At 71.1% G+C, this 25394-nt stretch carries 24 protein-coding genes; 13 read left to right on the top strand and 11 right to left on the bottom strand.

Features of this window, described 5'->3' with window-relative positions; translation table 11 throughout:
- The first annotated feature begins 1 nt into the window (after position 1).
- From ccsB to HDA30_RS06690, 3 genes are read left to right on the top strand one after another with little or no spacing between them, the layout of a single operon-like run.
- Positions 2 to 1015, top strand: coding sequence for a c-type cytochrome biogenesis protein CcsB (ccsB, locus tag HDA30_RS06700; protein WP_184241459.1), 1014 nt, complete (start codon positions 2 to 4; stop codon positions 1013 to 1015).
- Between the two features lie 55 nt (positions 1016 to 1070).
- A complete protein-coding gene (locus tag HDA30_RS06695) occupies positions 1071 to 1571 on the top strand; it encodes a VOC family protein (protein WP_184241458.1) in 501 nt (166 codons plus the stop codon).
- Positions 1564 to 2352 carry a MerR family transcriptional regulator gene (locus HDA30_RS06690; protein ID WP_184241457.1) on the top strand — a complete coding sequence of 263 codons (789 nt, stop codon included), beginning with the start codon at positions 1564 to 1566 and terminating at the stop codon, positions 2350 to 2352. The genes HDA30_RS06695 and HDA30_RS06690 overlap by 8 nt, the downstream gene beginning before the upstream one ends.
- Positions 2353 to 2359: 7 nt before the next feature.
- On the opposite strand, the gene HDA30_RS06685 is transcribed toward HDA30_RS06690, so the two are convergent.
- Positions 2360 to 2671: a PLDc N-terminal domain-containing protein gene (locus HDA30_RS06685; protein WP_184241456.1), complete on the bottom strand. Its 312-nt coding sequence runs from the start codon at positions 2669 to 2671 to the stop codon at positions 2360 to 2362.
- A gap of 63 nt (positions 2672 to 2734) precedes the next feature.
- Here HDA30_RS06685 and HDA30_RS06680 point away from each other — a divergent pair, with 63 nt between their 5' ends.
- Entirely contained in the window at positions 2735 to 3007 is a 273-nt protein-coding gene (locus HDA30_RS06680) for a DUF4229 domain-containing protein (protein WP_158496507.1), read from the top strand.
- Positions 3008 to 3046: 39 nt separating this feature from the next.
- Here HDA30_RS06680 and HDA30_RS06675 read toward each other — a convergent pair whose 3' ends face one another.
- From HDA30_RS06675 to HDA30_RS06655, 5 genes are all read right to left on the bottom strand, one after another.
- A complete protein-coding gene (locus HDA30_RS06675; RefSeq protein ID WP_184241455.1) occupies positions 3047 to 3922 on the bottom strand; it encodes a 1,4-dihydroxy-2-naphthoate polyprenyltransferase in 876 nt (291 codons plus the stop codon).
- A gap of 78 nt (positions 3923 to 4000) precedes the next feature.
- On the bottom strand, positions 4001 to 5302 hold the full coding sequence (locus HDA30_RS06670) for an AMP-binding protein (RefSeq protein ID WP_184241454.1): 1302 nt from the start codon (positions 5300 to 5302) through the stop codon (positions 4001 to 4003).
- 53 nt (positions 5303 to 5355) lie between these two features.
- Positions 5356 to 6921 carry an aspartate-alanine antiporter-like transporter gene (locus HDA30_RS06665; protein ID WP_184241453.1) on the bottom strand — a complete coding sequence of 522 codons (1566 nt, stop codon included), beginning with the start codon at positions 6919 to 6921 and terminating at the stop codon, positions 5356 to 5358.
- A gap of 102 nt (positions 6922 to 7023) precedes the next feature.
- Positions 7024 to 7998, bottom strand: coding sequence for a 1,4-dihydroxy-2-naphthoyl-CoA synthase (locus tag HDA30_RS06660; protein ID WP_158496511.1), 975 nt, complete (start codon positions 7996 to 7998; stop codon positions 7024 to 7026).
- 115 nt (positions 7999 to 8113) lie between these two features.
- On the bottom strand, positions 8114 to 8872 hold the full coding sequence (locus HDA30_RS06655) for a hypothetical protein (RefSeq protein ID WP_158496512.1): 759 nt from the start codon (positions 8870 to 8872) through the stop codon (positions 8114 to 8116).
- A 199-nt stretch (positions 8873 to 9071) separates the two neighbouring features.
- Between HDA30_RS06655 and HDA30_RS06650 the strand changes: the two genes are divergently transcribed.
- Together HDA30_RS06650 and HDA30_RS06645 are read left to right on the top strand one after the other, a co-directional pair.
- Positions 9072 to 9449, top strand: coding sequence for a hypothetical protein (locus HDA30_RS06650; protein WP_158496513.1), 378 nt, complete (start codon positions 9072 to 9074; stop codon positions 9447 to 9449).
- A gap of 4 nt (positions 9450 to 9453) precedes the next feature.
- On the top strand, positions 9454 to 10260 hold the full coding sequence (locus HDA30_RS06645) for a hypothetical protein (RefSeq protein WP_158496514.1): 807 nt from the start codon (positions 9454 to 9456) through the stop codon (positions 10258 to 10260).
- 36 nt (positions 10261 to 10296) lie between these two features.
- Here HDA30_RS06645 and HDA30_RS06640 read toward each other — a convergent pair whose 3' ends face one another.
- Positions 10297 to 12558 carry a S9 family peptidase gene (locus HDA30_RS06640; protein WP_158496515.1) on the bottom strand — a complete coding sequence of 754 codons (2262 nt, stop codon included), beginning with the start codon at positions 12556 to 12558 and terminating at the stop codon, positions 10297 to 10299.
- 348 nt (positions 12559 to 12906) lie between these two features.
- Here HDA30_RS06640 and HDA30_RS06635 point away from each other — a divergent pair, with 348 nt between their 5' ends.
- Entirely contained in the window at positions 12907 to 13281 is a 375-nt protein-coding gene (locus tag HDA30_RS06635; RefSeq protein WP_158496516.1) for a transglycosylase family protein, read from the top strand.
- 61 nt (positions 13282 to 13342) lie between these two features.
- On the opposite strand, the gene HDA30_RS06630 is transcribed toward HDA30_RS06635, so the two are convergent.
- The 3 genes from HDA30_RS06630 to HDA30_RS06620 are packed head-to-tail and all read right to left on the bottom strand — an operon-like array spanning position 13343 to position 16113.
- On the bottom strand, positions 13343 to 14086 hold the full coding sequence (locus tag HDA30_RS06630; protein ID WP_158496517.1) for a 3-hydroxyacyl-CoA dehydrogenase: 744 nt from the start codon (positions 14084 to 14086) through the stop codon (positions 13343 to 13345).
- A gap of 53 nt (positions 14087 to 14139) precedes the next feature.
- Positions 14140 to 15603, bottom strand: coding sequence for an NCS2 family permease (locus HDA30_RS06625; protein WP_158496518.1), 1464 nt, complete (start codon positions 15601 to 15603; stop codon positions 14140 to 14142).
- Positions 15604 to 15645: 42 nt separating this feature from the next.
- A complete protein-coding gene (locus tag HDA30_RS06620; protein WP_158496519.1) occupies positions 15646 to 16113 on the bottom strand; it encodes an Lrp/AsnC family transcriptional regulator in 468 nt (155 codons plus the stop codon).
- A gap of 185 nt (positions 16114 to 16298) precedes the next feature.
- On the opposite strand from HDA30_RS06620, the gene HDA30_RS06615 reads away from it, so the two are divergent.
- The 3 genes from HDA30_RS06615 to HDA30_RS06605 are packed head-to-tail and all read left to right on the top strand — an operon-like array spanning position 16299 to position 19992.
- A complete protein-coding gene (locus HDA30_RS06615) occupies positions 16299 to 17495 on the top strand; it encodes a thiamine pyrophosphate-dependent dehydrogenase E1 component subunit alpha (protein ID WP_158496520.1) in 1197 nt (398 codons plus the stop codon).
- A 2-nt stretch (positions 17496 to 17497) separates the two neighbouring features.
- Complete coding sequence (locus HDA30_RS06610; protein ID WP_158496521.1) at positions 17498 to 18547, top strand: alpha-ketoacid dehydrogenase subunit beta; 1050 nt, start codon at positions 17498 to 17500, stop codon at positions 18545 to 18547.
- Complete coding sequence (locus tag HDA30_RS06605; protein WP_184241452.1) at positions 18544 to 19992, top strand: 2-oxo acid dehydrogenase subunit E2; 1449 nt, start codon at positions 18544 to 18546, stop codon at positions 19990 to 19992. Before HDA30_RS06610 ends, HDA30_RS06605 begins: the two co-directional genes overlap by 4 nt.
- 76 nt (positions 19993 to 20068) lie before the next feature.
- Here the strand turns inward: HDA30_RS06605 and HDA30_RS06600 are convergent, their stop codons facing one another.
- Positions 20069 to 21043 (bottom strand): phosphatase PAP2 family protein, encoded by a 975-nt coding sequence (locus HDA30_RS06600; protein WP_184241451.1) that lies wholly within the window; start codon positions 21041 to 21043, stop codon positions 20069 to 20071.
- 161 nt (positions 21044 to 21204) lie between these two features.
- Here HDA30_RS06600 and HDA30_RS06595 point away from each other — a divergent pair, with 161 nt between their 5' ends.
- The 3 genes from HDA30_RS06595 (at position 21205) to HDA30_RS06585 (ending at position 25366) form a co-directional block, all read left to right on the top strand.
- Positions 21205 to 21891 (top strand): hypothetical protein, encoded by a 687-nt coding sequence (locus HDA30_RS06595; protein ID WP_246418713.1) that lies wholly within the window; start codon positions 21205 to 21207, stop codon positions 21889 to 21891.
- Between the two features lie 49 nt (positions 21892 to 21940).
- Complete coding sequence (locus HDA30_RS06590; protein WP_158496524.1) at positions 21941 to 22978, top strand: o-succinylbenzoate synthase; 1038 nt, start codon at positions 21941 to 21943, stop codon at positions 22976 to 22978.
- Positions 22979 to 23227: 249 nt separating this feature from the next.
- On the top strand, positions 23228 to 25366 hold the full coding sequence (locus HDA30_RS06585; RefSeq protein ID WP_184241450.1) for a PhoX family protein: 2139 nt from the start codon (positions 23228 to 23230) through the stop codon (positions 25364 to 25366).
- Positions 25367 to 25394: the final 28 nt, after the last annotated feature.

Genomic DNA, 25394 nt, shown 5'->3' with positions numbered 1-25394 from the left:
CATGTTCAACCCGACGGCCCCCGTCAACGAGCAGCTGGCGTCGTACTCCGACCTGTTCATGCTCATCGCCGCCCTGGTCTACGCGGGCGCGTTCATCCTGTTCGCCATCGACATGGCGGTCTCCTCCTCGACGATCGCCCGGCTCGAACGGGAGCTCGCCGATGAACGCGAGGCCTCAGGCCTGCCGGCACGCGGGGCGGACGAGGCGCAGGCTGAGCTCGTCGACGACGACATGGAGTACACGGGCACCGGCCGGCGTCCGCTGGCGAACGTCGCGGTGGCCGTGACGGGCGTCGGTTGGGCGCTGCACGCGTTCGCCGTGATCGCTCGAGGCATCGCCGCCAGCCGCGTGCCCTGGGGCAACCTCTACGAGTTCATGACCACCGGTGCGGTGCTGGTGATCACCGTGTACCTGGCGTTCCTGTTCCGCAAGGACCTGCGCTTCGTCGGCACGTTCGTCTTGGGACTGGTGGTGGCCATGATGTGCGCCGCGACGATGGGCTTCCCGACGCCCGTGGGCCACCTGCAGCCGCCGCTGCAGTCCCCGTGGCTTGTCATTCACGTCTCGATCGCTGTGCTCGCGACCGCTCTGTTCACCCTGACCACGGCGATGGCGATCCTGCAGCTGCTGCAGCACAACGCCGCGCGGCGGGCTGCCGAGGGCCGGCGGACGTGGTCGTTCCTGCGGCTGGTGCCCAGCGCCGGCGCCCTCGAGAACTGGTCCTACCGCATCAACGCGGTGGGTTTCGTGATGTGGACCTTCACGGTGATCGCCGGCGCCATCTGGGCCGAGGCTTCGTGGGGCCGCTATTGGAACTGGGACACCAAGGAGGTCTGGTCGTTCGTGATCTGGGTGGTCTACGCCGCCTACATGCACGCACGCGCCACCCGCGGCTGGACGGGTGTGCGCTCGGCCTGGCTGTCGATCATCGGCTTCTCCTGCATCGTGTTCAACTACACGATCGTCAACACGTACTTCCCGGGACTGCACTCGTACGCGGGGCTGCCGAGCTGACGCACTGGGCGGCCGGCTTGCGTCTGCCGTCGCGTCAACCGGCATCGTGGCGCGCATGACTGAGAACACCATGCTGGAGATCGATCGCTCCGTGTACCTCATGCCCATGTTCGTGACCTACACGGTGCGGGATCTCGACGCCGCCGAGGGCCTGTACGCCGCGGCAGGATTCGCCGTGCTGGCGACGGTCCCGGGCCCGGACGGCGTTCCGGCCGTCGTCCATCTGCGTCGTCAGCGGCACCAGGACGTGCTGCTGGCATCGGGCGAGCCCGTCACCGGGACGACGAGCGCGTCCTTCGCCGCGGGGGACGTCGACCTTGCCGCGGTGGCGGAGCAGCTGCGTCAGGCGGGAGCAGAGGTGACCGGTCCCGTCGACACCCCGTGGTTCTCGACCGACCTCACGTTCACCGACCGGGACGGCAACACCACGACGCTGACCGCCCCGCGACAGGCCGACGCTGATGCCGCGCAGGAGTGGGCGGCCCAGCAGATTGTCGGCGTCTTCGATCGTCCGACCCGGTCCCGGGATCTGAGTCAGGGCCACGCCGATGCCTGACCGGTCCGGGCGTCCTCGCGGGCCGGGGGAGTGGTCCATCACGGATGTCGCCCGGGCAAGCGGGCTGACGAGCCGGGCCCTGCGCCACTACGAACAGATCGGGCTGCTGCAGCCTTCGAGTCTCGGCTCGAACGGTCACCGCCGCTACAGCGAGGCTGAGCTGTCGCGCCTGTACCGCATCCTGTCCCTGCGCGACCTCGACCTTCCTCTGGAGAGCATCCGGCTGATGCTTGATGAGGGGCTGTCGCTGGAAGACACGATGGGTGCCCATCTGGTGGAGCTGCAGCGCCGTCGCGCACGCACGGACGCGCAGATCATCCGCGTGCAGCATGCGCTGGAGAGCTTCAGGAAGGGGACGGGCATGGACATCGACGACGTCTTTGCGGGGGCCGACCCGACCCGCTTCGAGACCGAGGTGCGGCGGCGCTGGGGCGACGACGCGTGGGAGCGCGGCGCACGCCGGCACGGAGGCATGACCGCGGAGCGGCGACGCTCCGAGGAGGAACGCACCCGCGATCTCACGGCCGCGTTGCGTGACGCCGCGACGCAAGGGGAGGACCCGGCAGGGGTGCGTCTCCAGGCCCTGATCGCCGTGCATCACCGGTGGGTCGCCGACTGGTGGGGCGGGCGCGTGCCCGACGCCGACGCCTACCGGGGCCTGGCGGACCTCTATGTCGCGGACGAGAGATTCTCCGTGGTCTACGGCGGCAGGGAGAACGCAGAGGTCATCAGGGCGGCGATGAACCTCTGGGCGCGAGAGCACCTCGAGGTGCGGGGCTGACCGCGTCTCAACGCTCGGTGCCGTCCGCCGGGCCGTCCTCGCGGCGCTCCCGACGCCTCTGCTCGCGCAGCCCACGCAGGAACTCCTCGTCGTCGTCGGGGGCGCTCGAACGCGTCCCGGGCCGATCGACGTGACGCTGCGCCCGGCCGAGCGTGAGCCACAGCAGCGGCCCCACGAGAGGCACGACGAGCACGACGAGCACCCACGCCCACTTCGGCAGGGCGCGCACGCGGTGGGCGGGCGTCAGCAGCGACTCGAACAGAGCGTAGAGCGTCAGGGCGACGAGCACGATCGCGGCGGGGACGAGGAAGCGGACCATCGACCCAGTCTAGGAGGCGGTCCCGGCCCGCGGGGCCGGGCCGGGACCGCCTAAACTGACACGGTGCGCATTCTTCTCTACGGACTCGTCCGGCTCGCGATCTTCGCCGCCGTGTGGGGCCTGTGCCTGTGGCTGGGCACCGGCTTCCTTGTCGCCGTGATCGTGGCGACCGTGCTGACCTTCGCGATCAGCTATCTGTTCCTCGACCGGCTGCGCCGCTCCGCCACGAGCCAGCTGAACGAGGCGTGGGCCGGCCGCCCTGGCCGCCGGGGCCGCACCGAGCAGGCGGACGCCGACGCCGAGGACGCCTACACTCAGGGCCGCTACCGCGAGTGAGCCCGGCGTGTCCGTGAGCCCGGCGCCTCGCCGTGCCGCTCAGCGGTGCAGCAGCACGGCCACGAGGAACAGCAGGGTGAAGGCCATGCCGACCGTCGAGGTCGCCTTGAGCACCGGGATCAGCTGGCGCGGGTGGCGCGCGGTGAGCACCTTCCGGCACGGGATCCACGCCAGGGCCGCCGAGAGCAGCGTCAGCGCGAACCAGCCCGTCTCACCGAGCAGCAGCAGGGGCAGCACCGTGGCGACCGCCATCATCGCGACGTAGGACCACCGTGCGGGCGTCTCACCCAGCCGGGCCGCGAGGGTCATCTTGCCGACCTGCCGGTCCGTCGGGATGTCCCGGATGTTGTTGGCCATCAGCAGCGCCGTGGAGAACAGGCCGCAGGAAACGGCCCCAACCCACGCCGCCGGATGCAACTCGAGCGCCTGTGTGTAGGTGGTGCCGAGGGTCGCGACGAGCCCGAAGAACACGAACACGAACACCTCGCCCAGGCCCATGTACCCGTATGGCTTCTTGCCGCCGGTGTAGTACCAGGCCGCGGCGACCGAGGCGGCCCCGAGCAGGAGCATCCACCACGTTCCGGCCAGGGCGACGAGCACGAGCCCGGCGAGCATCGCGAGGCCGAAGCACGTGAAGGCGGCATGCTTGACGTTCTTCGCGTCCGTCGCACCGGAGGCGGTCAGCCGGAAGGGGCCGACGCGGTCGTCGTCGGTGCCGCGGACGCCATCCGAGTAGTCGTTCGCGTAGTTCACACCGATCTGCAGGGCCAGCGCGACGATCAGGGCGAGCAGCGCCCGGCCCGGGTGGAACGCGTCGAGCAGCGCGGCCGCCGCCGAGCCGACGACGACCGGCGCGACCGCCATGGGCAGGGTGCGCAGGCGGGCGGCGGCGATCCACTGGTGCATGGTGGCCATGGGGTGCGGGACTCCTTCACGAGCTGATGACGACGGACCCGAGCACGGCGGGCCGTGGCCATTGTCCCACGCGGGTGCTCACCGTTCGGCGTCCGTGCCGGACGCGCGCTCGGCCAGCAGCTCGGCCACCCGACGGCGGTCCGTCTTGCCCGTGCTCAGCCGGGGCAGCTGCGGCAGTGCGAGCCAGGTCTTGGGGACGGCGGCCGCGCCGAGCCGTTCGCGCACGAGTGCCCCGGCCCGCTCGGTCAGCCGGGCGAGCTCGGGGCCCTCGTCGTCCGGGACGTCGCCGGCGGGAACGAATGCCGCGCTGACCCGCTGGCCCCAGTGCTCGTCGGGCACCCCGGCCACGTGCGCCTGTGCGACGCCAGGATCCGACTCGAGCACGGCCTGCACGGCGGCCGCCGAGACCTTCACGCCTCCGGTGATGAGCACGTCGTCGAGCCGGCCGGTGACCTCGAGGACCGGTGCCCCGGAGTCGTCACTCGCGTCCGGCCAGACGAGCCGGCCCGTGTCCTCGGTCAGGAACGTGGGCACCCCGTCGGACACGCCGAAATGCGCGACCGTGCGGGTCAGGTCGTCGAGGTACCCGGCGGCGACCATGGGCCCGGCCAGGCGCACGCGCTCGAGGGCGGGCGCACCCGGGGCCGCGGCGTCGGGCCGGGGCTGATCGCTTCGGGGCACGCCGGGCAGGGCGGAGCCCCGGCGGATCGGGACGGTCTCCACTCGCACTCCGGGTAGCGGCACGCCGTCGTAGACGCAGCCGCCGCACGTCTCGGCCATCCCGTAGGTCGCGGTGACGCGCACGCCGGCGTCCTCGGCGCGGCGGCGCAGGCCCGGGTCGAGGCGTGCCCCGCCGACCAGCACCCGGTCGAAGCCGCGCAGGGCGTCGGAGCCTGCCGGGTCGGCGCCATCGGCCAGCAGCCGGGCCAGCTGGGTGGGCACGAGCGAGACGTAGCGGGGGCCGTGCGCGGGCAGGCGATCGGCGGCATCGGCGAAGGCTTCGACGGTGAACGGCCCCGGACGCATCGCGACCGGCTGCGTGCCCGCGACGATCGACCGGGAGAGGACAGCGAGCCCGGCCACGTAGTGGACACCCACGGCCAGCAGCCATGTCCCCGCCCCGCCGAGCCGCTCGGCTGTGGCCGCCGCCGAGGCCTGCAGCGCGGCGCGGGTCAGCACGATCTGTTTCGGCGTCCCCGTCGACCCTGAGGTCCGCACGACGGCGGCCGCGTCCGGATGACCGCCCCGGCGCGGATGGCGGGCCTCGGGGCGGGGGAGCGCCTCACCGGACTCGGTCAGCTCGACGGGGTCGCCGGAGCCGTCGACGGCGGCGGCCAGGGCGCGGTGCACCGTGCGCAGCTCGGAGGGGGACAAAGTCATGCCTCGAGTCTAGTGAGGGGTCGCTCGAGTGGCCGGTCCCGGCGACGCCGGGGTCACAACAGGAACGGGACCACCACGATCTTGACGACCATGATCAGCGCGAACAGCTGGGCGTAGCCCTCGGTCACGCGGGGGTCGTTGGTGCGTGAGAGCGCGAAGTCGAGGATCGCGGGCTGCCCGGTGATGCCCGCCATCGCGCCGTAGGTGCGTTCGACGGACTGCCCGAGCAGGCGCGCGGCGAGAATCAGCAGGCAGGCGGTGAGCGCAGTGATCAGTGCGGCCATGCCGATCGAGCGCAGCCCGACGGGGGTCACGACGGTCTCCACGAAGGCCGGGCCGGAGGCCAGGCCCACGGCTCCGAGGAACAGCATGAGGCCGAACTGTCGCAGCGTCAGGTTGATCTCGGTGGACAGCTCCCAGACGGTCTGTCCCGTGCGGCCGACGGCGCCCAGGACCAGGCCGGTTACGAGCGTCCCCGCCGCCGAGCCCAATGCGAACGACGCCCCGCCGGGCAGGGGCAGCGTGATCATGCCGACCAGATAGCCGATGCTCATGCCCACCCCGAGTGACACCCAGTCGAGGTCGGAGAGGCCGCGCATCGAGTTGCCGAAGAAGTCGCGCACCGCCTCCATGCGACGGTACGGGGCGACCACCAGCACGCGGTCGCCGACCTTCAGCTCGGTCTCCGGGGCGGCCAGGGACTCCACGTCGCTGCGGCGCAGCCGGGCCACCTGGGCGCCGAAGCGCTCCCGCAGGGCCAGATGCCCGAGCCGCCGATCCGCGAGCTCGCGTGCCGTCACAATGATCATGGCCACGTGCACGGTCTGCATGATCGCCCCGGGGGTCTCCTTGGTCAGGCTCCCGAAGGCCTCAACGGCGGTGGAGACACTGTCCGAGGTGCCGTCGAGCACGACTCGGTCGCCGGGGCGGATGAGCTCCGCGGCGGAGAGCAGCCGGACGCGGCCGCGTCGGTTGACCGCCACGACGCGCACGCGCCGCTCGGCGACACCGGGGATGTCCTGGACGGCGATCTCCTCGTGGGCCGTGGCGGCCCGGAACTTCAGCTTGCCGTCGGAGGTGGAGGCGGGGTCGCGGGGGGCTGAGGACCAGGGACGGGACGCCAAGGCCATGATCATCAGGATCGTGCCGATCACGCCCACCAGATAGGACAGGCCGTAGCCCACCGCCGGATCGGGGCTGTCGGTGAGGTCACCGGCCAGGGCCATGGCGGGCGTCGCGGTGAGTGAACCGGCCCACACGCCGATCGCGGTGGGCAGGTCGAGGTCGAGCACGGCGGCCAGCGGACGCACCGTCACCGCCGTCACGGCGATCACCGCGATGGAGGCGAGCATCAGGGGAGCGTTGCGGCGCAGGTCACGGAAGAACACCTTGCCGGCCCCCAGACCGATCACGTAGGCGAACAGGGCGAGGCCGAAGTTCTGGAACAGGCCCAGCTGCGGTCCGACCTCGGGCAGCAGCGCACCGACGAGCAGACCGACGAACAGGGCGCCCGCCGCGCCGAAGCGCAGCGGACCCACGGGGATCGCGCCGACGGCGGCACCGGCGGCGATGGTGGCCAGGAGGACCAGCAGCGGCTGCTGCTGCAGCAGGTCGAGCATCGGGGGAGCCTTCCGGAGGTCACGTCGGCCAGCGGGCCCGGCCGGTCGCGTCCGAGGATAGCCGTGGCCTGACCACCATGGTGCCCCGCTGTGCGCCGGGTCTCAGAAGTAATAGGGGAACGCCGACCAGTCCGGGTCACGCTTCTGCAGGAACGCGTCCCGGCCCTCGACGGCCTCGTCCGTCATGTAGGCCATGCGGGTGGCCTCGCCGGCGAACACCTGCTGGCCGTTCATGCCGTCGTCGGGCAGGTTGAACGCGAACTTGAGCATGCGCAGCGCCTGCGGGGACTGTGCGTTGATGTCCGCCGCGTACTCGAGCGCGACCTCCTCGAGCCGCTCGTGGTCCACCGCCTCGTTCACGGCGCCCATGGCGACCATGTCCTCCGCCGAATACTCGCGGGCGGTGAAGAAGATCTCCCGGGCCCGCTTCTGGCCCACCTGACGGGCCAGCAGCGCCGAGCCGTAGCCGGCGTCAAAGGAGCCGACCGTGGCGTCGGTCTGCTTGAATCGGCCGTGCTCGCGGGAGGCGAGCGTCAGGTCCGCGACGACGTGGAGTGAGTGGCCGCCGCCGGCCGCCCAGCCGTTGACGACGGCGATCACGGCCTTCGGGGCGGTGCGCATGAGCCGCTGCACCTCAAGGATGTGCAGGCGGCCGGCGCGGGCCGGGTCGATCGTCTCGGCCGTGTCGCCCTCGGCGTAGCGGTAGCCGTCGCGTCCGCGGATGCGCTGGTCGCCGCCGGAACAGAACGCGTGGCCGCCGTCCTTGGGGGAGGGGCCGTTGCCGGTGAGCAGGATCGTGCCGACGTCAGGGGTCATGCGGGCGTGGTCGAGGGCGCGGTAGAGCTCGTCGACGGCGCCCGGGCGGAACGCGTTGCGGACCTCGGGACGGTCGAAGGCGATGCGCACGGTGGGCAGGTCACGCACCCAGCGGCCCTCGGCGTCGCGCTCGACCTGACGGTGGTAGGTCATGTCCTCGAAGTCGAAGCCCTCGACGACGCGCCAGCGCTGCGGGTCGAAGACGTCGGAGACCTTCTCGGGGACGGGGAAGCGGTCGGCGTCGGTCTGCGGGGTGCTCATGCGGCCGAGTCTAGGCCGTCGCCTCGGCCTCGGGGGCGCTGCCGGGCCGGCGCCGGGCCGGGACATCCCCGGGCACGGGGGTGGGAGATGCACGGGGAGCCGGTGTTCGTCATCCCTAGTCGGTGGCCGGGGCGGGGAAATCTTCCGGGTCGGAGAAACGATCATGCGGGACCGTCGGGTCGTATCTCGGGTCGTTGGCGCGGTCGTCGTGATGCTGGAGCACCGTGGGATGGGCCGAGCACGGGGTCTGGATCGAGAACCGGGTGATCTCCGTGGAGGCGTCGAAGGTCACGGAGGGCAGACCGGCACCCGTGAAGTGGATGAACACGCTGCCGCTCTCGTCACTGCCACCACCGGGACCGGTGTTGGCTTCTTGCCAGCCGTTGGCTCGAGCCCAGGCGCGGGCCTGGTCCAGCGCCTCGTCCGGGTCATCCACCCCAGGACCCTCGAGTGCATAGCGGAAACGGTAACCCTTCGAGCCGGGTTCGTCATGGACGTCGGCGCAGGTCACGGCAGGGTGCTCGAGGAATGTCTGCGGATCCAGCCGCGGGCCGGGGTAGTCGGTGCCGTCCAACTGGTCCCACGGGCCGGCCACGTTCTGCGTGAACGCCGCAGTGGTCCGTTCGAGCAGGGTGAGCAGCTCATCACGGGTCGGCTCCTGACCCAATGGCTCCAACCCGGGCGAGGGCCGCATGCTGGGGGTGTTCATCGTCTCTGTTGCCTCAGAGGTGCTCTCACCGGTCGAGCCTGACGGGCTGCTCTGCCCGGCCTCGGGTCCTGTTCCCACGCATCCGGTCAGGGCCAGGGCCAGCAGAACACCCGTGGCCAGTCGATGCGGGATGCGGTGTCCTCGCGTCGCGGCATGTCTGGTCATCTGGTCATCGTCCCCTCATCGGTTCGAGCACTCATGTCGTTGACATCTTCCTCGCATCATTTAGTGTGGCAGCGTTCGACGAGAACACTGAGACGATGGGGCCTTACGTGCAAACGATCCACGACGAGCGGATGCACGATCGTGAAGATCGTCAACGGTCACAGCGAGCACGTCACCCAGGTGGAACAGAGTTTCTGGGATGAGTCGGCGTGACCGGCTGGAGGCACTGGACCCGACGCGCTCTAAACCCGAGGTGGATGCATGGCAGAGAGAGCGCCGCGCCCAGGCCGAGGCGGCGCTGACCGGCCGTCACGCCTTCCTGGACTCATATCAGGCAGGCCTCGTCCCTACCGACCAGCGTCACCTCATGATCGACGGCATACAGGTGTTGGATGAGCAGGTCGTGCAATCCCGGCTGTGGGTGGAGGAGCACGTTGTCGATGGCACTCAGGAGCTTCTCCGCACACCGAAGGACCTGTTCGAGGCGGGACTCCATAGGTCCAACGAGACACTCAAGAAGCTGGACGAGGGCGTCGACGTCACGGAGATGGCGCCCGGCTGGATGAGGGGACGATGACCAGATGACCAGACATGCCACGACGCGAGGACACCGCATCCCGCCCCGACTGGCCACGGGTGTTCTGCTGGCCCTGGCCCTGACCGGATGCGCGGGAACGGAGTCCGGGGCCGGGCAGAGCAGCCCGTCAGGCTCGACCGGTGAGAGCACCTCTGAGGCAGGAGAGACGATGAACACCCCCAGCATGCGGCCCTCGCCCGGGTTGGAGCCGTTGGGTCAGGAGCCGACCCGTGATGAGCTGCTCACCCTGCTCGAACGGACCACCGCGGCGTTCGCGCAGAACGTGGCCGGCCCGTGGGACAAACCCAATGGTGAGCCTTATGAGGGTGCGGATCTGAGCGAATCCCGCTTTATGGGCCATCCCGCGCGGACGTGCGCCAGTGTCCATGACGAGCCCGAGGACAAGCCCGACAAGGGGTACAACTTCGGGTATCGGCTCGAGGGTCCTGGGGTGGATGACCCGGACGAGGCTCTGGACCAGGCCCGTGCCTGGGCTCGAGCCAACGGCTGGCACGAAGCCAACACCGGTCCCGGTGGTGGCAGTGACGAGAGCGGCAGCGTGTTCATCCACTTCACGGGTGCCGGTCTGCCCTCCGTGACCTTCGATGCCTCCACGGAGATCACTCGGTTCTCGATCCAGACCCCGTGCTCGGCCCATCCCACGGTGATCCAGCATCACGACGACCGCGCCAACGACCCGAGATACGAGTACAAGGTCCCGAACGACCCCTACGCCGACCCGACGGTCCCGCATGATCGTTTCTCCGACCCGGAAGATTTCCCCGCCCCGGCCAGCAGCACTACCGGCTGATCCGTCCTCACGCGCTCCCTTCCTCGAACGGCTCCCTCAGCCGGTCGCGCCCAGAGCCGTCAGCAGGAACGCGTACTCCCACGCGGTGTCTTCCCAGCCGCGGTACCGGCCGGACGCGCCGCCGTGGCCGCCCTCCATCTCGGTGCGCAGCAGCACCGGGGCTCCGCCCTCGGCCAGCGGCGTCGTCTGGTCGCTCGTCACCGTGCGGCGCAGCTGCGCCACCCACTTGGCCGGCTCCACGTACAGCACGCGGGTGTCGTGCAGGCTCGTCACCGCGGCGATCGCCGGGTAGTCCGCAGCGCGCACGTTCTCGTACGGGGTGTACGCCTTCATGTACTCGTACACGTCCCGGCTCTCGATCGGGTTGCCCCACTCCTCCCACTCCAGGGCCGACAGCGGCAGCTCCGGGTCGAGGATCGAGGTCAACGCGTCCACGAACGGGACCACCGCCAGGCACGCCCGGTACAGCTCGGGTGCCAGATTCAGCACCGCGCCGACGAGCAGGCCGCCGGCCGAACCGCCATGGCAGGCCACCCGCGCCGGGTCGGCCCAGCCGGCGTCGACCAGGAAGCGGGTCGCGTCCACGAAGTCCGTGAAGGAGTTCGTCTTCGCGAGCTTCTTGCCGTCCTCGTACCAGCCACGGCCCAGCTCGCCGCCGCCGCGCACATGCGCCACCGCGTAGACCACGCCGCGGTCCAGCAACGACAGCCGGGCCACGCCCAGCACCGGGTCCATCGACATCTCGTAGGAGCCGTACCCGTACACGACGCACGGGTTCGACCCGTCCGGCTGCACATCGCGGCGGCGGATCACGCTCAGCGGCACCCGCACCGGCTGGCCGTCGGAGCCCGGGGCGCTCGCCGGCGCCCACATCCGCTCGACGACGTAGTCGTCGCGGTCATAGCCGGGCACCTCGACCTCTCGGCGCAGCAGCACCTGGCCCGTCTGCGTGACGACGTCGAGCACCCGGCCCGGTGTGATCCACGAGGTGTAGGCCACCCGCATCAGCGGCGCCTCGAGTGAGGCCCAGGTCAGATGGCAGGCGTAGAGCTCTTCGTCGAAGGCCGGTTCGAACCAGTCCGGCCCGGAAGCCGAGACCAGGGCGTCGAGCGAGGCGAACTGCACTCGCGGCGTCGTCTCCCGTCGCACTTCGAGCGCCACGTGGGTCGCGTTGAGCAGCAGGCCGTCGACCTTGACGTCCTCGCGGTGCGGCACGACGGTCCGCCACGCGGACCGGTCTTCGATGCGCTGCTGCGGGACCAGGGAGAGCATCCCGTTCGGCGCCGGCCGGCCGTCAGCGGTGCGGTCGTGCACGATCAGCACGTGCCGGACCCCGTCGATGTCGAGCGGCTCGCAGTCGGCGAGCATGCCGGCCGAGCGCGGCACGAGCAGACGGGGCTCCTCGAGCGCAACGGCCGGGTCGTCAGGCAGCTCGAGCGCCCACGTCTCTGAGACCTCGGAGTTGCCGACGACGATCAGCAGCTGCTCGCGGTCGGCCGAGGCCTCGAAGCCCGTCCACATGCCGGGATCGGACTCCTCGAACAGCAGGGTGTCCTCGGACTGGTCGGTGCCGAGCACGTGCGCCATCACCCGGTACGGGCGCCACGTCTGGTCCCACAGTGTGTAGAACACCCGCGTGCCGGTGCGGTCGAAGCGCACGCCGTGCGCGATGTTCTCGACCCGGTCCGGCAGATCGTCGCTGGTGCGCAGGTCGCGCACGCGCAGCTCGAACCGTTCATCGCCGGTCAGGTCCACGGCGTAGGCCAGGCGTGTTCCGTCCTCGCTGACGTGCATGCCCCCGAGAGCGAAGAACCCGTGGCCGGCGGCCTCCGCGTTGCAGTCGAGGATCACCTGCTCGCCGGGAAGGCGCTGGCCGGGATGCACCTGCGGGGGAGTCCAGTCCTGACTCGTCTCGCCTGTGCTTTTAGCGGGCACCCGGCAGTGCTCGGGGTACTGCTCCCCTTCGATCGTGCGCACGAAATACCACCAGGCACCGCGCCGGGCCGGCACGGACTGGTCGGTCTCCACGGTGTGCGCCTTGATCTCCTCGAAGATCGCCCGACGCAACGGCTCCTGGTCAGCCGTGACGGCGTCGGTGTAGGCGTTCTCGGCATGCAGGTGCTCGAGGACGCGGGCCTGGTCCTTGTGGCGCAGCCAGGCGTAGTCGTCGGCGAACGTGTCGCCGTGGACGGCGCGCTCCTCCGTCTCGACGGCGGCCTGCGGCGGGGTCGCCGCGGCGTCGAACGTGTCGTCGGAGCGGTCGGAGGGAGCGGATCCGGTGGTGTCGGTCATGCCCATATCCAATCATTGACGCCGTGTGCTGAGGTGTGGGACAGCATCGTCTGGCATGTGCCTGGAGGGCGCCGTCCGGGCGTGAAGGGCGGGCACCGGCATGTCGTCGCGCCAGAGTCACGGTCGCTCAGCCGTGGCACAGGCTCGCCTGAGCCTGCTCCTGCCTCGTGAGGAGTCCGTGATCAGTCTGCGGTCAGATCGCCATGAGGCGGGCCGTGCACAGTCGGGGCATCGTCGCTCGGGCCGCCCGATTGCTCGGGGCCCGAGCGACTGCGTGTGCACGGCCCCTGTGCCGAGCACCGCCCACCCGAACGACACGACAGCACAGTCACCAGTGTGAGGAGAACACGACCGATGCAGCACAGCACGAACAGTACGTCCCGCTTCGGCCTGGCCCGTCTGACCTCCGCCGCCGCGCTCACCGTGGCCGGCGCCGCTGCCGCGATCGGGGCGGCTGCCCCGGCCCACGCCGCCGACACCGGCATCCCGGTGCTTGAGGAGATCAAGCAGTGTGAGTCCGGCGGCGACTACCAGGCCCAGAACCCGACTTCGTCCGCCTCGGGCGCCTATCAGTTCATGGACTTCACCTGGGAGTACCTCTCGGCCGGCGACGGCTACGCCACGCCGGCGGACGCCCCGGAGCATGTGCAGGACGCGGCCGCGGTCGAGCTGTACAACGAGCTCGGCGTCGCGCCCTGGATCCCCTCGGCGCACTGCTGGGTCGGCTGACGCGAACCCGCCGCCCGGACGGGGCCGCCGCGGCCGGCAGGTGCACGCACCGGCGCGCCGCTCAGCGCGGCGCCATGCGGACGGCTCCGTCCAGGCGGATCGTCTCCCCGTTGAGCATCCGGTTCTCCACGATGTGCGCGACGAGGCTCGCGTACTCCTCGGGTCGGCCCATGCGGTTGGGGAACGGCACCTGCCCGCCGAGGGACTGGACCGCCTTCTCCGGCAGCCCGGCCATCATCGGCGTCCAGAAGATACCCGGGGCGATCGTCATGACGCGGATGCCGTGGCGGGCGAACTCCCGGGCCAGCGGCAGGGTCATTGCCGCGACGCCGCCCTTCGATGCGGCGTAGGCGGGCTGGCCGATCTGACCGTCGAACGCGGCCACGGACGCGGTGTTCACGATGACGCCGCGCTCACCGTCCTCGCCCGGTGCGTTGGCCGAGATGGCGTCGGCCGCCAGCCGCACGACGTTGAAAGTGCCGATCAGATTGATCTCGACCGCCCGGGTGAAGTTCTCCAGGGGCAGCGCGCCGTCGCGGCCCAGCGTCTTCTCCGCCGGCGCGATGCCGGCACAGTTCACGACGCCGGACAACGGGGCGCCCTGCTGGCCGGCGACCTCGACGGCGTGGGCGACCTGCTGCTCGTCGGTGACGTCGGTGGGGACCATGACGGCACCCGGGGGTGCCTCGCCCTTCAGATCCGCGACGACGACCTGCGCGCCGTGGGACAGGAGCCGCTTCGTGGTCGCGGCGCCCAGTCCGGACGCGCCGCCGGTGACCAGGAACGTGCGGTCGGTGAACTGCATGGTGCTCCTTCTGTGGCGGTACGGACCGCCTCACTCTGTGAACGGGATCACGGTCACCCTATGCCGAGCAGGCCTCGGAATACACCCATGCCGAAGTAGAAGACGAACGCCGCGGCGACGGCCCACAGCAGGGGGTGCACCTCGCGGGCGCGGCCCTGCCCGACGCGGATCAGCACATAGGAGACCATGCCCGCGCCGATGCCGTTGACGATCGAGTAGGTGAACGGCATCAGGATGAACGTCAGGAACGCGGGGAACGCGGCCCCGGCGTCGGTCCAGTCGATGTGCACGACGTGCTGGCACATCATGAACCCGACGACGACGAGGGCGGGGGCCACCGCCTCGAACGGCACGAGGTGGATCAGCGGGGTCAGGAACATGGCCACCAGGAACAGCACGCCGGTCACGACGGAGGCCAGTCCCGTGCGGGCGCCTTCGCCGATGCCCGTGCCGGACTCGACGAAGATCTGGTTCGCCGACCCCGAGGCGCCGCCGCCGACCGTGACGGCGAGGGCGTCGACCGCCAGGGCGCGGTTCAGGTCCGGGATCGATCCGTCCTCGTTCACATTGCCGGCCTCCTGGGCCAGGCCGACGGAGACGCCCATCGCGTCGAAGAACACCGACAGCAGGATCGCGAACACCAGCAGCGTGGCGAGCAGGCCGCCCACGGAGGAGAACGCGCCGAACGGGTCGACGGCGCCGAGCAGGGACAGGTCCGGTGCGGCGAAGTCGGGAGCGGAGGGGGTCACCAGCGACCAGCCGGTGGGGTTCGGCGAGCCGTCCTCGTGCACGCTCGGGCCGATGTCGAACAGGGCTTCCAGGAGGTTGGCCAGGGCGGTGGCGACGATGATCCCGACCAGGATGGCCCCGCGGACCTTGCGGATGACGAGCACCGCGGTGACGATCAGGCCCACCACGAACACCAGCACCGGCCATCCCTCGAGGTCGCCGCCGGTGCCCAGGCCGACGGGGACGGTCGTCTGGGCTGCGTCGGGCAGGCGGCGCACGAACCCGGCGTTGACCAGGCCGATCAGCGCGATGAACAGGCCGATGCCCACGACGATGCCCGTCTTGAGCGCGGCCGGGACGGCGTCGAACACCGCGCGCCGGAAACCGGTGACGACCAGCAGCAGCATGATGAGCCCGGCGAGCATCACCAGGCCCATGATCTGCGGCCACGTCAGGCCCGGGGTGGTGGCGACGGTGATCGCCACGAACGCGTTGACGCCCAAGCCGGCGGCGAGCGCGAACGGGTGCCGGGCGTACAGGCCCATCACGATCGTCATGACGCCGGCGACGAGCGCGGTGACGGCGGCGACGCGGGGGATGCCGAGCACATCGCCGTTCGTGTCGGCCCCGGAGAGGACCAGGGGGTTGAGCACCACGATGTAGCTCATGGCCAGGAACGTGGCGAGCCCGCCGCGCAGCTCCTGACTGATCGAGGAGCCGCGTTCGGTGATGCGGAAGTAACGGTCGATCCCGGAGGCCCGGGCAGGGGCGGTGCGCGTGGCTGACATGCCCCCGATTCTAATGAGGCCGCGGGCCCGGGAGCGCCCGGGTTAGTCCCTGTCCGCCCCGTCCTGCTGGAGGTAGGCGTCGGAGGAGTGGTCCTCGAAGATCATGTAGGTCTGGGTGTCCACAACGCCGGGCAGGCCCTGCAGTTGCTCGAACACCACGCGGCGCAGGTCGGCGATGTCGCGGGCGCGGACCATCATCATCACGTCCATGTTCCCTCCGATCAGCGAGACCTGGCTGATCTCCGGGATCGAGAGCAGGCGGGCTCGCAGCTCGCGCCAGTTGTGCTGGCGCAGTTTGAGGGCCACGTGGGCGGAGGCGCCGAAGCCGGCGCGCACCGGGTCCACGGTCACGGTGAAGCCGGTGATGACGCCGGCGTCCTGAAGTCGGTTCAGGCGCGAGTAGCAGTGCGCGCGGGAGACGTGGATGCGCTCGGCCAGGGCGGCGATCGAGACACGCCCGTCCCGGCTGAGCTCGGTGACGATCGCGCGGTCGGTGGCGTCGAGTTCCATGATCGAGAGGACTCCTTGGCGTGCTCCAGGGTGATGCCGGACATTCCGTTCAGTGTGATACGCCACATTATCACATTGTCTTCATAGCGGCATGTGATCGGCGGAACTGTATCCAACGGATGCGAAGGGCGGCGACGAATTGTGACCGAGGATGCAGAATGGGGCGACATTGGAAAGGAGTGCCCATGCGCGAGAACGCTGCTGACGGCGCCGTCGCCGACGATCAGGTCGGCCCCGCCGCGGAACCCCACACGAGCTTCGGCATCACCCTCGAGGAGTACCTGCTGCCGGCCACGCGCCGCATTCAGCTCGTCTCCGAGGACGGCCGAGAGCTCTCACCCGAGGAGCAGGACGTCGAGTCCGGCCACGAGTATCCGATGCCCTCCGATGACGAGCTGCTCGCGGCCTACCGCCACCTCGTCGTGGGCCGCCGCGTGAACGACCAGGCCTATGCGCTCGTGCGTCAGGGGCGCATGGCGGTCTACCCCTCCTCGCACGGTCAGGAGGCCTCCGAGGTCGCGGCCGCCGTGTGCCTGGGCAAGGACGACTGGCTGTTCCCGACCTATCGCGACACCGTCGCCGTGATGTCCCGCGGCGTTCCTGCGACCGAGGTGATGGTCGCCTTCCAGGGCTCCTGGCACCAGGGCTACAACCCGTCGGACTACAACACGTCGGTGCAGTCGACCCCGCTGACCACGCAGATGCTGCATGCGGTCGGCCTGGCCCAGGCCAAGCGCCTCAAGGGCGAGGACGCCGTCGTGCTCGCGATGGTCGGCGACGGCGGCTCCTCCGAGGGTGACTTCCACGAGGCGCTCAACTTCGCCGCCGTGTTCAAGCTGCCGGTGATCTTCTTCGTCCAGAACAACAAGTACGCGATCTCGGTGCCCCTGGCCCGCCAGTCCGCGGCGCCCACGCTCGCCCACAAGGCCGTCGGCTACGGCCTGGCCGGTGAGCGCGTCGACGGCAACGACCTGGCCGCGCTGCTGGCCGTGCTCGGTCGTGCGGTGGACCTCTGCCGTGCCGGCGGCGGCCCGTTCCTGGTCGAGGCGGACACCTACCGCATGCAGGCCCACACCAACACGGACGACCCGACGCGCTACCGCGACGACGCCGAGGTGACGGAGTGGGAGGCCCGCGATCCGCTGCGCCGCATGACCGCGTTTCTCACCGAGCGTGGTGTGCTCACCGAGGAGGTCTCCGCCGAGATCCAGCAGGAGGCCGAGAGCGTGGCCGGTGAGCTGCGTGAGGCGATGAACGCCGAGCCCGAGGTCGATCCGCTCGAGCTGTTCGACCACGTCTACACCGTGCAGACCCCGCAGCTGGCCGAGCAGCGAGAGCAGCTGGCCGAGGAGCTGTCCCGCACCGAGAACAAGGAGGCCTGAGCATGGCGAACCTGACCTTTGCGGCCGCGCTCAACGCGGCCCTGGCCGACGAGATGGCCGCCGACGACCTGGTTGTCGTGTTCGGCGAGGACGTGGGCACCCTCGGCGGCGTCTTCCGCATCACGGACGGACTGACCAAGCGTTTCGGCGACCACCGCTGCTTCGACACCCCGCTGGCCGAATCCGGCATCGCCGGCACCGCCGTGGGCATGGCCCTCGGCGGCGCCCGCCCGGTCATCGAGATGCAGTTCGACGCGTTCGCCTACCCGGCGTTCGAGCAGGTGGCCAGCCACATCGCCAAGATGCGCAATCGCACCAAGGGCGGCGCGCCCATGCCGATCACCATCCGCATCCCGTACGGCGGCGGCATCGGCGGTGTCGAGCACCACTGCGACTCCTCCGAGTCGTACTACGCGCACACCCCGGGCCTGAAGGTCTTCACCCCGGCGACGGTGGCCGACGCCTACCTGATGCTGCGCCAGGCGATCCGCCTCGACGACCCGGTCGTCTTCATGGAGCCGAAGAAGCTGTACTGGTCGAAGGCCGACCTGGACCTCGATGAGCTGCGCGCCGAGTTCGACCGCCGCTGGGCCGCCGAGAAGAAGGCCGCGGCCTCCGGCGTGCCGGCCGCGGCGGCCGCGGTCGCGCACCCGGGCACCGACGTCACGCTCGTCTCCTACGGCCCGTCGGTCCCCACATGCGTCGCCGCCGCCAAGGCCGCCGCAGAGGAGGGCTACTCAGTGGAGGTCGTTGACCTGCGCACGATCACCCCGCTCGACGAGGACACGATCGCGGCCTCCGTCGAGAAGACCGGCCGTGCGGTCGTCGTCGCGGAGCCCCAGGGCTTCGCCTCAGTGGCCTCGGAGCTGGTGGCCCGCATCCAACAGCGCTGCTTCCATTCGCTGGCCGCCCCGGTGCTGCGCGTGACCGGCTGGGACATCCCGTTCCCGGCGCCGAAGCTGGAGGAGTACCACCTGCCGAACATCGACCGCATCCTGGACGCGATCGACGATCTGAACTGGGACCTGGACGCCGAGGAGGCCCGCTCGTGAGCAACACCTTCAATCTGCCGGACCTGGGCGAGGGCCTCACCGAGGCCGATCTGGTGCGCTGGCTCGTCGCCGAGGGCGACGAGGTGGCCGTCGACCAGCCGATCGCCGAGGTCGAGACCGCCAAGGCCCTCGTGGAGGTTCCCTGCCCGTTCGCCGGCACCGTGCTGACGCTGCACGGCTGCGAGGGCGAGACGATGGACGTCGGCGCCCCCTTCATCACCGTCGGCACCGCAGGCGAGCCCGGCTCGGACGAGAAGGCCGGGGCCCTGTCCTACCGGGAGGAGGAGCGCGCCGGCGTCATGCAGCCGGGCGCGGACCAGCCGGCCCCGGACAAGGCCCGCGGCGGCGACGGCGACGTGGACGGCTCCGACGAGGAGGCCTCCGGGGCCGTGCTGATCGGCTACGGCACCTCGGGCAAGACCTCGACGAGTCGCACCCGTCCCTCGAAGCGGCGTCGGGGCGGCACCCGGTCGGCCTCGTCGACCGCGGCACCGGCTGCTGCGTCGGGGTCGGGCCGGGCGCCGCGGGTGGTCTCGCCGATCGTGCGCAAGCTCGCTCGTGAGAACGGCGTCGACGTCGCGACCGTGACCGGCACCGGGCCGGACGGGCTGATCACCCGCGCGGACGTGACCGCGGCGATCTCGGCGGGCCGGACTCCGCAGCAGCCGACGTCGACCCAGGACGCGGTCACCGCGGCGGTCGTCGGGGGCGTGGGCGAGGACGACGCGCGCTCCGGGCTGCGCGTGGCCGCCCGCACCCCGATCACCGGTGTGCGCAAGGCGATCGCGGACCAGCTCTCCCGCTCGCGCCGCGAGGTCCCCGAGGTCACCGCGTGGCTCGATGTGGACGTCACGGCTCTGCTCGAGCTGCGCGCCGCGCTCAAGGCGAAGGACCCGGAGACCGCGCCGAGTCTGCTCGGGCTGATCGCCCGGTTCACCGTCGCGGGGCTGCGGAAGTATCCGGTGATGAACGCCCGCATCGAGACCGGCGCGGGCGGCAAGGAGGAGATCGTCGAGGTCGAGGGCGTGAACCTCGGCCTGGCCGTCCAGACCGAGCGCGGACTGATGGTCCCGTCGATCGAGCACGCCGAGCGCCTCTCGGCCGCCGAACTCAACGCGGCGATCGGCGAGACCGTGGGCCGGGCCCGCGACGGCAAGGCCTCCCCGGCCGAGCTGATGCGCGGCACCTTCACGCTGAACAACTACGGGCCGCTGGGCACCGACGGCGCGACCCCGATCCTGAACATCCCCGAGGTGGGCATGCTCGGCATCGGCCGGATCATCGACCGTCCCTGGGTCATCGACGGCGAGATCCAGGTCCGCAAGGTCACCGAGATGACGGTGACCTTCGACCACCGCGTCACCGACGGCGCCACCGCCTCGGCATTCCTGACGTTCGTGGCCGGCTGCCTGAACGACCCGCAGGCGGCGCTCGCGCAGATCTGAGCCGTCCCGCCGCGCCCGGGGACGGGCCCGCGCGCTTGACCGTCGAGGTCGAGCACGCGGGCCCGTCCGCGTCCGATCAGCCGCGACGGCGCGGGCGGTCGCGGCGCAGCCCCGAGGCGAGCAGAGCCCAGTGCAGCGGTACGGGACCGGCCGAGAGGCCGACCCCCGCGGCCAGCGCCAGCGTCCCGGGCTCGGCGCCCGAGTCCGCGACGGCGACGGTCGCCGCGAGCAGGCCCACCGCGGCCGCGGTGCCGAGCAGGCCGAAAGTCCACAGCAGGGCGCCCCAGAGGCTCGGACGCAGCGAGGCGCGCAGGTGCTCGTCGGTGCCCACCACGTCGTGCTGGACGAGCGGGGCCACCAGCAGGCCCCAGGCGAGCGTCGTCAGGCACGCGGCCATCATGTCCGAGGGGCGGTGCCACGCCTCGAGGTACGCGGCGGCGCCGATCACGGCGGTGAACACCGCGCCGGCGAACGCCACGACGCCTCGCCACCGCGGGGCCGCGAGCAGCACGAGCGCGACGGCCGCCGAGGCCGCGAGCGTCGTGTGGCCCGAGGGCAGTGAGTTCCCGGCCAGGTAGGGCACGCCGTTGGGGAAATCTGGCCGTTCGAGCAGCGCTTTCAGCAGCTGCGTCGTGACGTTCGCGCCCACCAGGGCCACGACGACGCCCGTCGCGGCGCGCCAGCGCCGGCGCACGGCCAGTGCGTGCAGGACTGCGAGTCCGGCCACCAGCTCCACCGCGATCGGCGCAATCGTCAGCAGCTGCTGCGCGGTCCCGCCCGGGCCGGCGTTCTGGCGCTGCTCGACCAGGTGGAAGGCCCGGTATTCGATCAGCTGTCCCGTCGGCGAGAACACGAAGAACCGGATGACCGCCGCGAGCGCGGCGACCGTCAGCAGGGCCGCGAACAGCCACGGCCACCAGCGGGTGCCGCCTGCCGGGGGCCTCCGGCCGCCCGGACCGAGATCCCGCCACGGGTCGTCGTGGCGGAACCGGTCAGCCGGGGTGTGCCCGTCCGGGGGCAGGGGGGAGGTGTGCCGGGTGATCAGATCCACGGCACCCATCATGCCGTCGCGCGCGCCGAGCCGCACAGCGCGGCCCGCGTCGTCGAAGCCCGCCCCGGCCTCGCCGCCGTCACACAGGATTCACGCGGCCGTCATGGTCCGGTCGTCTGCGCGTCGGTCCGGTCCGGGCGCGTGCGGCCTACCGTGGGGCCATGCAGCGCGACTCCTCTCCGCACCGCACTGACAGCACCATCGTCTCTCCCGAAGCCGTGGGCGCCGCCGCACCGCCCCGACCGACCAGCGCCCGGGTCCCTGATCCCGCCGAGTACGCCGCATGTCGGTCGGCGCTGGCGGTGTTCGGCCCCGTCGGCCGTCAGGAGCCGATCGAGTGGGCCGCCGAGGAGCCCCTGGCGCCCGAACTCGCGGCCTTCTACCGTCACGTCGGCCCGGGCTGGATCGAGATCGACACCCTCGGCCTGCCCCTGATGTTCTTCCCGCTGGATCGACTCTGGGACGAGCAGGCCGGTTATCGCTGGAGTCGGCGCACCGGCGCCCGCCTGGTCGACTGGAACGACGACTGGACCGTGGTGGCGAAGCAGGGTGCTGAACCGTTCATTCACGAGGCCTCGACCGGCCGGGTGCTCATGGCTCCGGGCGATGACGGCTGGGAGGACCGCCAGGCCGAACCGGAACCGGTGTTCCAGGACGTGCTCGAGATGACGCGCGCGCTCGCCGCGGTGGGGGCCGCCTGGGCCCGGTTCGACGACCCGTTCACCCCCGACTGGTCGCTGACGCACGAGGTGCTCGCCGGGGTCGTGGCGGGGATTGAGGCGGAACTCGGCGATCACGCGCGGGCCGTCTCGCTCGCCCGCGCACTCGGATACGTGCGCGCGGTCTGAGCCGCCGCGCCCGGCGAGCTCGTCCTGGGGCGCTCCTACACTGACGGGCATGGCCACGCTCCCGTCTCTGCCCGGTGCCCCCGACGGCCCGCCCCTGCCCAGCGTCGACGAGCTGCTCGCGGGGGCGGTGGCCGTCGAGCTGCCGATGCGCGTGCGGTTCCGCGGCACGCAGCTGCGGCGTGCGCTGCTGTTGCGCGGCCCGCATGGCTGGGCGGAGTTCTCACCGTTCCCCGAGTACGGTCCCGACGAGGCCTCCCGCTGGCTGGCCGCCGCCATCGAGGCTGGGTGGCAGGGCTGGCCGGAGCCGGTGCGCGACACCGTGCCGGTCAACGCCACGGTCCCCGCCGTCGCGGCCGCGGACGTCCCCGCCGTCCTCGCCCGGTATGGCGAGGTGTCGGCCGTGAAGGTGAAGGTGGCCGAGCCCGGGCAGAGCGTCGAGGACGACCTCGCCCGTGTGGCGGCGGTGCGGGCGGCGCTGCCGGAGGCGGCGCTGCGCGTCGACGCCAACGCCGGGTGGGACGTGCCGACCGCGACGACCGCTCTGGCCCGGCTCGCCGAGCACGGCCTGGAGTACGCGGAGCAGCCGGTGCCGGGCATCGCACCGATGGCGCGTCTGCGCGGGGCGCTCGCCGCTGCGGACATTCCGGTGCGCCTGGCCGCGGACGAGGCGGTGCGCAAGGAGACGGACCCGCTGGCCGTGGCCGCCTCCGGGGCCGCCGATCTGATCGTGGTGAAGGTCCAGCCGTTGGGCGGGGTGCGCCGGGCGGCCGCGATCGTGCTCGAGTCCGGCCTGGACGCGGTGGTCTCCTCGGCCCTGGACACCTCCGTCGGGATCGCCGGCGGCGCCGCCCTGGCCGCGCATCTTCCCGCGCTGCCGCACGCGTGCGGACTGGGCACCGCCGCCCTGTTCGAGGCGGACGTGTGCGATCCGTCATGGCGGCCGCACCACGGCGTGCTGCCCGCCCCGGGGAGGCGCGCGCCCGCACCGGAGCCGACCCGGCTGGACCGCGTGCGAGCCGACGAGGCGCAGGCACGGTGGTGGGCCCAGCGGGTGAGCGCGGCACGCGCCGTGCTCGCCGGGGGCTGACGGGCCGGACCGGAGCCAATTACCGCACGTCAGGATGCCGAAAATTGGGGGACGGGAGACGTTCACGCGGAGGACACCTCGACGACGCCCGTTGGCGACTCGAGGGCACCACAGTGGCTGGCGGTGCGGCGTCGCCGGTCGCGAGGGTCGCGGACCCCGGGCGGGGACGTCGGCGCACTGACACTGTCTGCATCCTCACTCGCGGTCTCGCCCTGGGCGGGGCCGTCGTCTGACTCGAAGGGACACCTGATGTTCAAGCGACTGCTTCCCATGGCTGGCCACACGCGCGGCAACCGCTCCGCCGTCACCTGCGAGCTCAAGTGCGCGAACGCGTGCTCGAAGCCGATTCCGAACACCTCGGGCAACGAGCACTTCCGTGACATCGCCGAGTCGGCGATCTCGCGCCGTATGGCCCTCGGCGGCGGCCTGGCCGCCGCGGTCGTCGTCGGCACCACCGTGTCGCAGGCCGGGCAGGCCGAGGCTCTCGCCGCGGCTCCCGCTCAGGGCGCCGAGGGCGGCGGCACCCTGCCGTACACCGCCATCAACCCGGTTCCGCGCACCAAGGACGTCGTCACCGTTCCGAAGGGCTACGCCCAGGACGTCATCATCCGCTGGGGCGACCCGCTGTTCGCGCAGTCCCCGGAGTTCGAGATCGAGAACCAGACCGCGGCCGCCCAGGAGCTGCAGTTCGGCTACAACTGCGACTTCCTCGCGGTGCAGGCCGACGACGAGACCGGCCTGACCGGCGTGCTCGTGTCGAACCACGAGTACACCAACGAGAACATCATGTTCTCCCCGGAGTTCATGGAGCAGAACCCGGAGGAGGTCGCCAACATCGGCCTGGCCGCGCACGGCCTGTCGGTCGTCGAGCTCAAGCGCAAGGCCAAGGGCGCCAAGTGGGAGTACGTCCGTGGCGGCGCTCGCAACCGCCGCATCACCGGCATGACCGAGTTCACCGTCGACGGCCCGGCCGCCGGCCACGAGATGATGAAGACCGTCGAGGACCCGACCGGCACCAAGATCCTGGGCACCCTCGGCAACTGCGCCGGCGGCTTCACCCCGTGGGGCACCGTCCTCTCGGGCGAGGAGAACTTCGACGGCTACTTCAACGGCCCCGTGGAGAACGATGAGGCGCAGGAGCGCATCGGCTTCGCGAACGAGCCGACCTCCCGCGGCTGGGAGAAGTACCACCCGCGCTTCGACCTGCGCAACGAGGGCTACGAGAACGAGGGCAACCGCTTCGGCTGGATCGTCGAGATCGACCCGGAGGACCCGACCTCGACCCCGGTGAAGCACACCATGCTGGGCCGCTTCAAGCACGAGGCCGGCACCGCCGTCGTCGCCGACAACGGCAAGGTCGTCGTGTACTCCGGTGACGATCAGCGCCACGACTACCTGTACAAGTTCGTCTCCGAGGGCACCTACATCGAGGGCGACAAGAAGCACAACATGTCGCTGCTGTCGAAGGGCACCCTCTACGTCGCCAAGTTCCACGGCGATTCGCCGGCCGGCCAGATCGACGGCAAGGGCACCCTGCCGGCCGACGGCCGCTTCGACGGCTGGGGCGAGTGGCTGCCGGTCACCTCGGACAAGAAGTCCTTCGTGCCGGGCTTCTCGGTCGCCGAGGCGCTCATCAACCCGCGCCTGGCCGCCGACAAGATCGGCGCCACCAAGCTGGACCGCCCCGAGGACGTCGAGACCAACCCGGTCAACGGCCGTGTCTACATGGCCCTGACGAACAACAAGGAGCGCGTCGAGGTCGACGAGGTCAACCCGGTCGTGGGCAACCGCGACGGGCACGTCGTCGAGATGGAGGAGTGGGACAACGACCACACCGCCGAGAAGTTCATCTGGAACATCCTGATCATGGCGGGCGATCCCAAGAAGTCCTCCTCGGTGTACTTCCAGGGCTACCCGGCCGCCAAGGTCTCCCCGATCTCCTGCCCGGACAACCTGGCGTTCGACTCGATGGGCAACCTGTGGGTCTCCACCGACGGCGCCCCCGGCACCATCGGCTACGGCGACGCCCTCCACAAGGTCATCCTGCAGGGCCCGGACCGTGGTCGCGTGGCCCAGTTCCTGTCCGTGCCGCGTGACGCGGAGTGCTGCGGCCCGGTCATCCACGACCAGGACAACACCGTGTTCGTCAACGTCCAGCACCCGGGCGAGGACGGCGAGTGGGGTGCGCAGACCTCGCTGTGGCCGGACCACCTGCCCGCCTCGGGCGCCGTCCAGGTCGGCGACAAGGTTGCCGCGCCGCGTCCGTCGGTCGTCCAGGCCTGGCTCACCAAGAACCAGGAGGCCTGGGAGCGCCGTTCGGGCATGCACAAGGGCACCCCGTACTCGGACCCGCGCCAGTTCACCAAGGCCGACGTCAACTTCGGCTGATGCGGCCGGCCGGCCGGCGGCGTGAGCC

Origin of the sequence: Micrococcus cohnii (genome assembly GCF_014205175.1) — a bacterium.
Taxonomy (GTDB): Bacteria; Actinomycetota; Actinomycetes; order Actinomycetales; family Micrococcaceae; genus Micrococcus; species Micrococcus cohnii.
This window is presented reverse-complemented; position numbering and strand designations above follow the sequence as displayed.

Bases quoted from the DNA above. Each gene is read 5' to 3' on its own strand.
- HDA30_RS06610 (WP_158496521.1), top strand. From the start codon at position 17,498: ATGGCGAACCTGACCTTTGCGGCCGCGCTCAACGCGGCCCTGGCCGAC.
- HDA30_RS06645 (WP_158496514.1), top strand. From the start codon at position 9,454: ATGACCAGACATGCCACGACGCGAGGACACCGCATCCCGCCCCGACTG.
- HDA30_RS06630 (WP_158496517.1), bottom strand. From the start codon at position 14,086: ATGCAGTTCACCGACCGCACGTTCCTGGTCACCGGCGGCGCGTCCGGA.
- HDA30_RS06585 (WP_184241450.1), top strand. From the start codon at position 23,228: ATGTTCAAGCGACTGCTTCCCATGGCTGGCCACACGCGCGGCAACCGC.
- HDA30_RS06620 (WP_158496519.1), bottom strand. From the start codon at position 16,113: ATGGAACTCGACGCCACCGACCGCGCGATCGTCACCGAGCTCAGCCGG.
- HDA30_RS06665 (WP_184241453.1), bottom strand. From the start codon at position 6,921: ATGCTCGACCTGCTGCAGCAGCAGCCGCTGCTGGTCCTCCTGGCCACC.
- HDA30_RS06625 (WP_158496518.1), bottom strand. From the start codon at position 15,603: ATGTCAGCCACGCGCACCGCCCCTGCCCGGGCCTCCGGGATCGACCGT.
- HDA30_RS06615 (WP_158496520.1), top strand. From the start codon at position 16,299: ATGCGCGAGAACGCTGCTGACGGCGCCGTCGCCGACGATCAGGTCGGC.
- HDA30_RS06685 (WP_184241456.1), bottom strand. From the start codon at position 2,671: ATGGTCCGCTTCCTCGTCCCCGCCGCGATCGTGCTCGTCGCCCTGACG.
- HDA30_RS06590 (WP_158496524.1), top strand. From the start codon at position 21,941: ATGGCCACGCTCCCGTCTCTGCCCGGTGCCCCCGACGGCCCGCCCCTG.
- HDA30_RS06650 (WP_158496513.1), top strand. From the start codon at position 9,072: ATGAGTCGGCGTGACCGGCTGGAGGCACTGGACCCGACGCGCTCTAAA.
- HDA30_RS06675 (WP_184241455.1), bottom strand. From the start codon at position 3,922: ATGGCCACCATGCACCAGTGGATCGCCGCCGCCCGCCTGCGCACCCTG.
- HDA30_RS06640 (WP_158496515.1), bottom strand. From the start codon at position 12,558: ATGGGCATGACCGACACCACCGGATCCGCTCCCTCCGACCGCTCCGAC.
- HDA30_RS06660 (WP_158496511.1), bottom strand. From the start codon at position 7,998: ATGAGCACCCCGCAGACCGACGCCGACCGCTTCCCCGTCCCCGAGAAG.
- HDA30_RS06670 (WP_184241454.1), bottom strand. From the start codon at position 5,302: ATGACTTTGTCCCCCTCCGAGCTGCGCACGGTGCACCGCGCCCTGGCC.
- ccsB (WP_184241459.1), top strand. From the start codon at position 2: ATGTTCAACCCGACGGCCCCCGTCAACGAGCAGCTGGCGTCGTACTCC.
- HDA30_RS06635 (WP_158496516.1), top strand. From the start codon at position 12,907: ATGCAGCACAGCACGAACAGTACGTCCCGCTTCGGCCTGGCCCGTCTG.
- HDA30_RS06595 (WP_246418713.1), top strand. From the start codon at position 21,205: ATGCAGCGCGACTCCTCTCCGCACCGCACTGACAGCACCATCGTCTCT.
- HDA30_RS06695 (WP_184241458.1), top strand. From the start codon at position 1,071: ATGACTGAGAACACCATGCTGGAGATCGATCGCTCCGTGTACCTCATG.
- HDA30_RS06655 (WP_158496512.1), bottom strand. From the start codon at position 8,872: ATGACCAGACATGCCGCGACGCGAGGACACCGCATCCCGCATCGACTG.
- HDA30_RS06690 (WP_184241457.1), top strand. From the start codon at position 1,564: ATGCCTGACCGGTCCGGGCGTCCTCGCGGGCCGGGGGAGTGGTCCATC.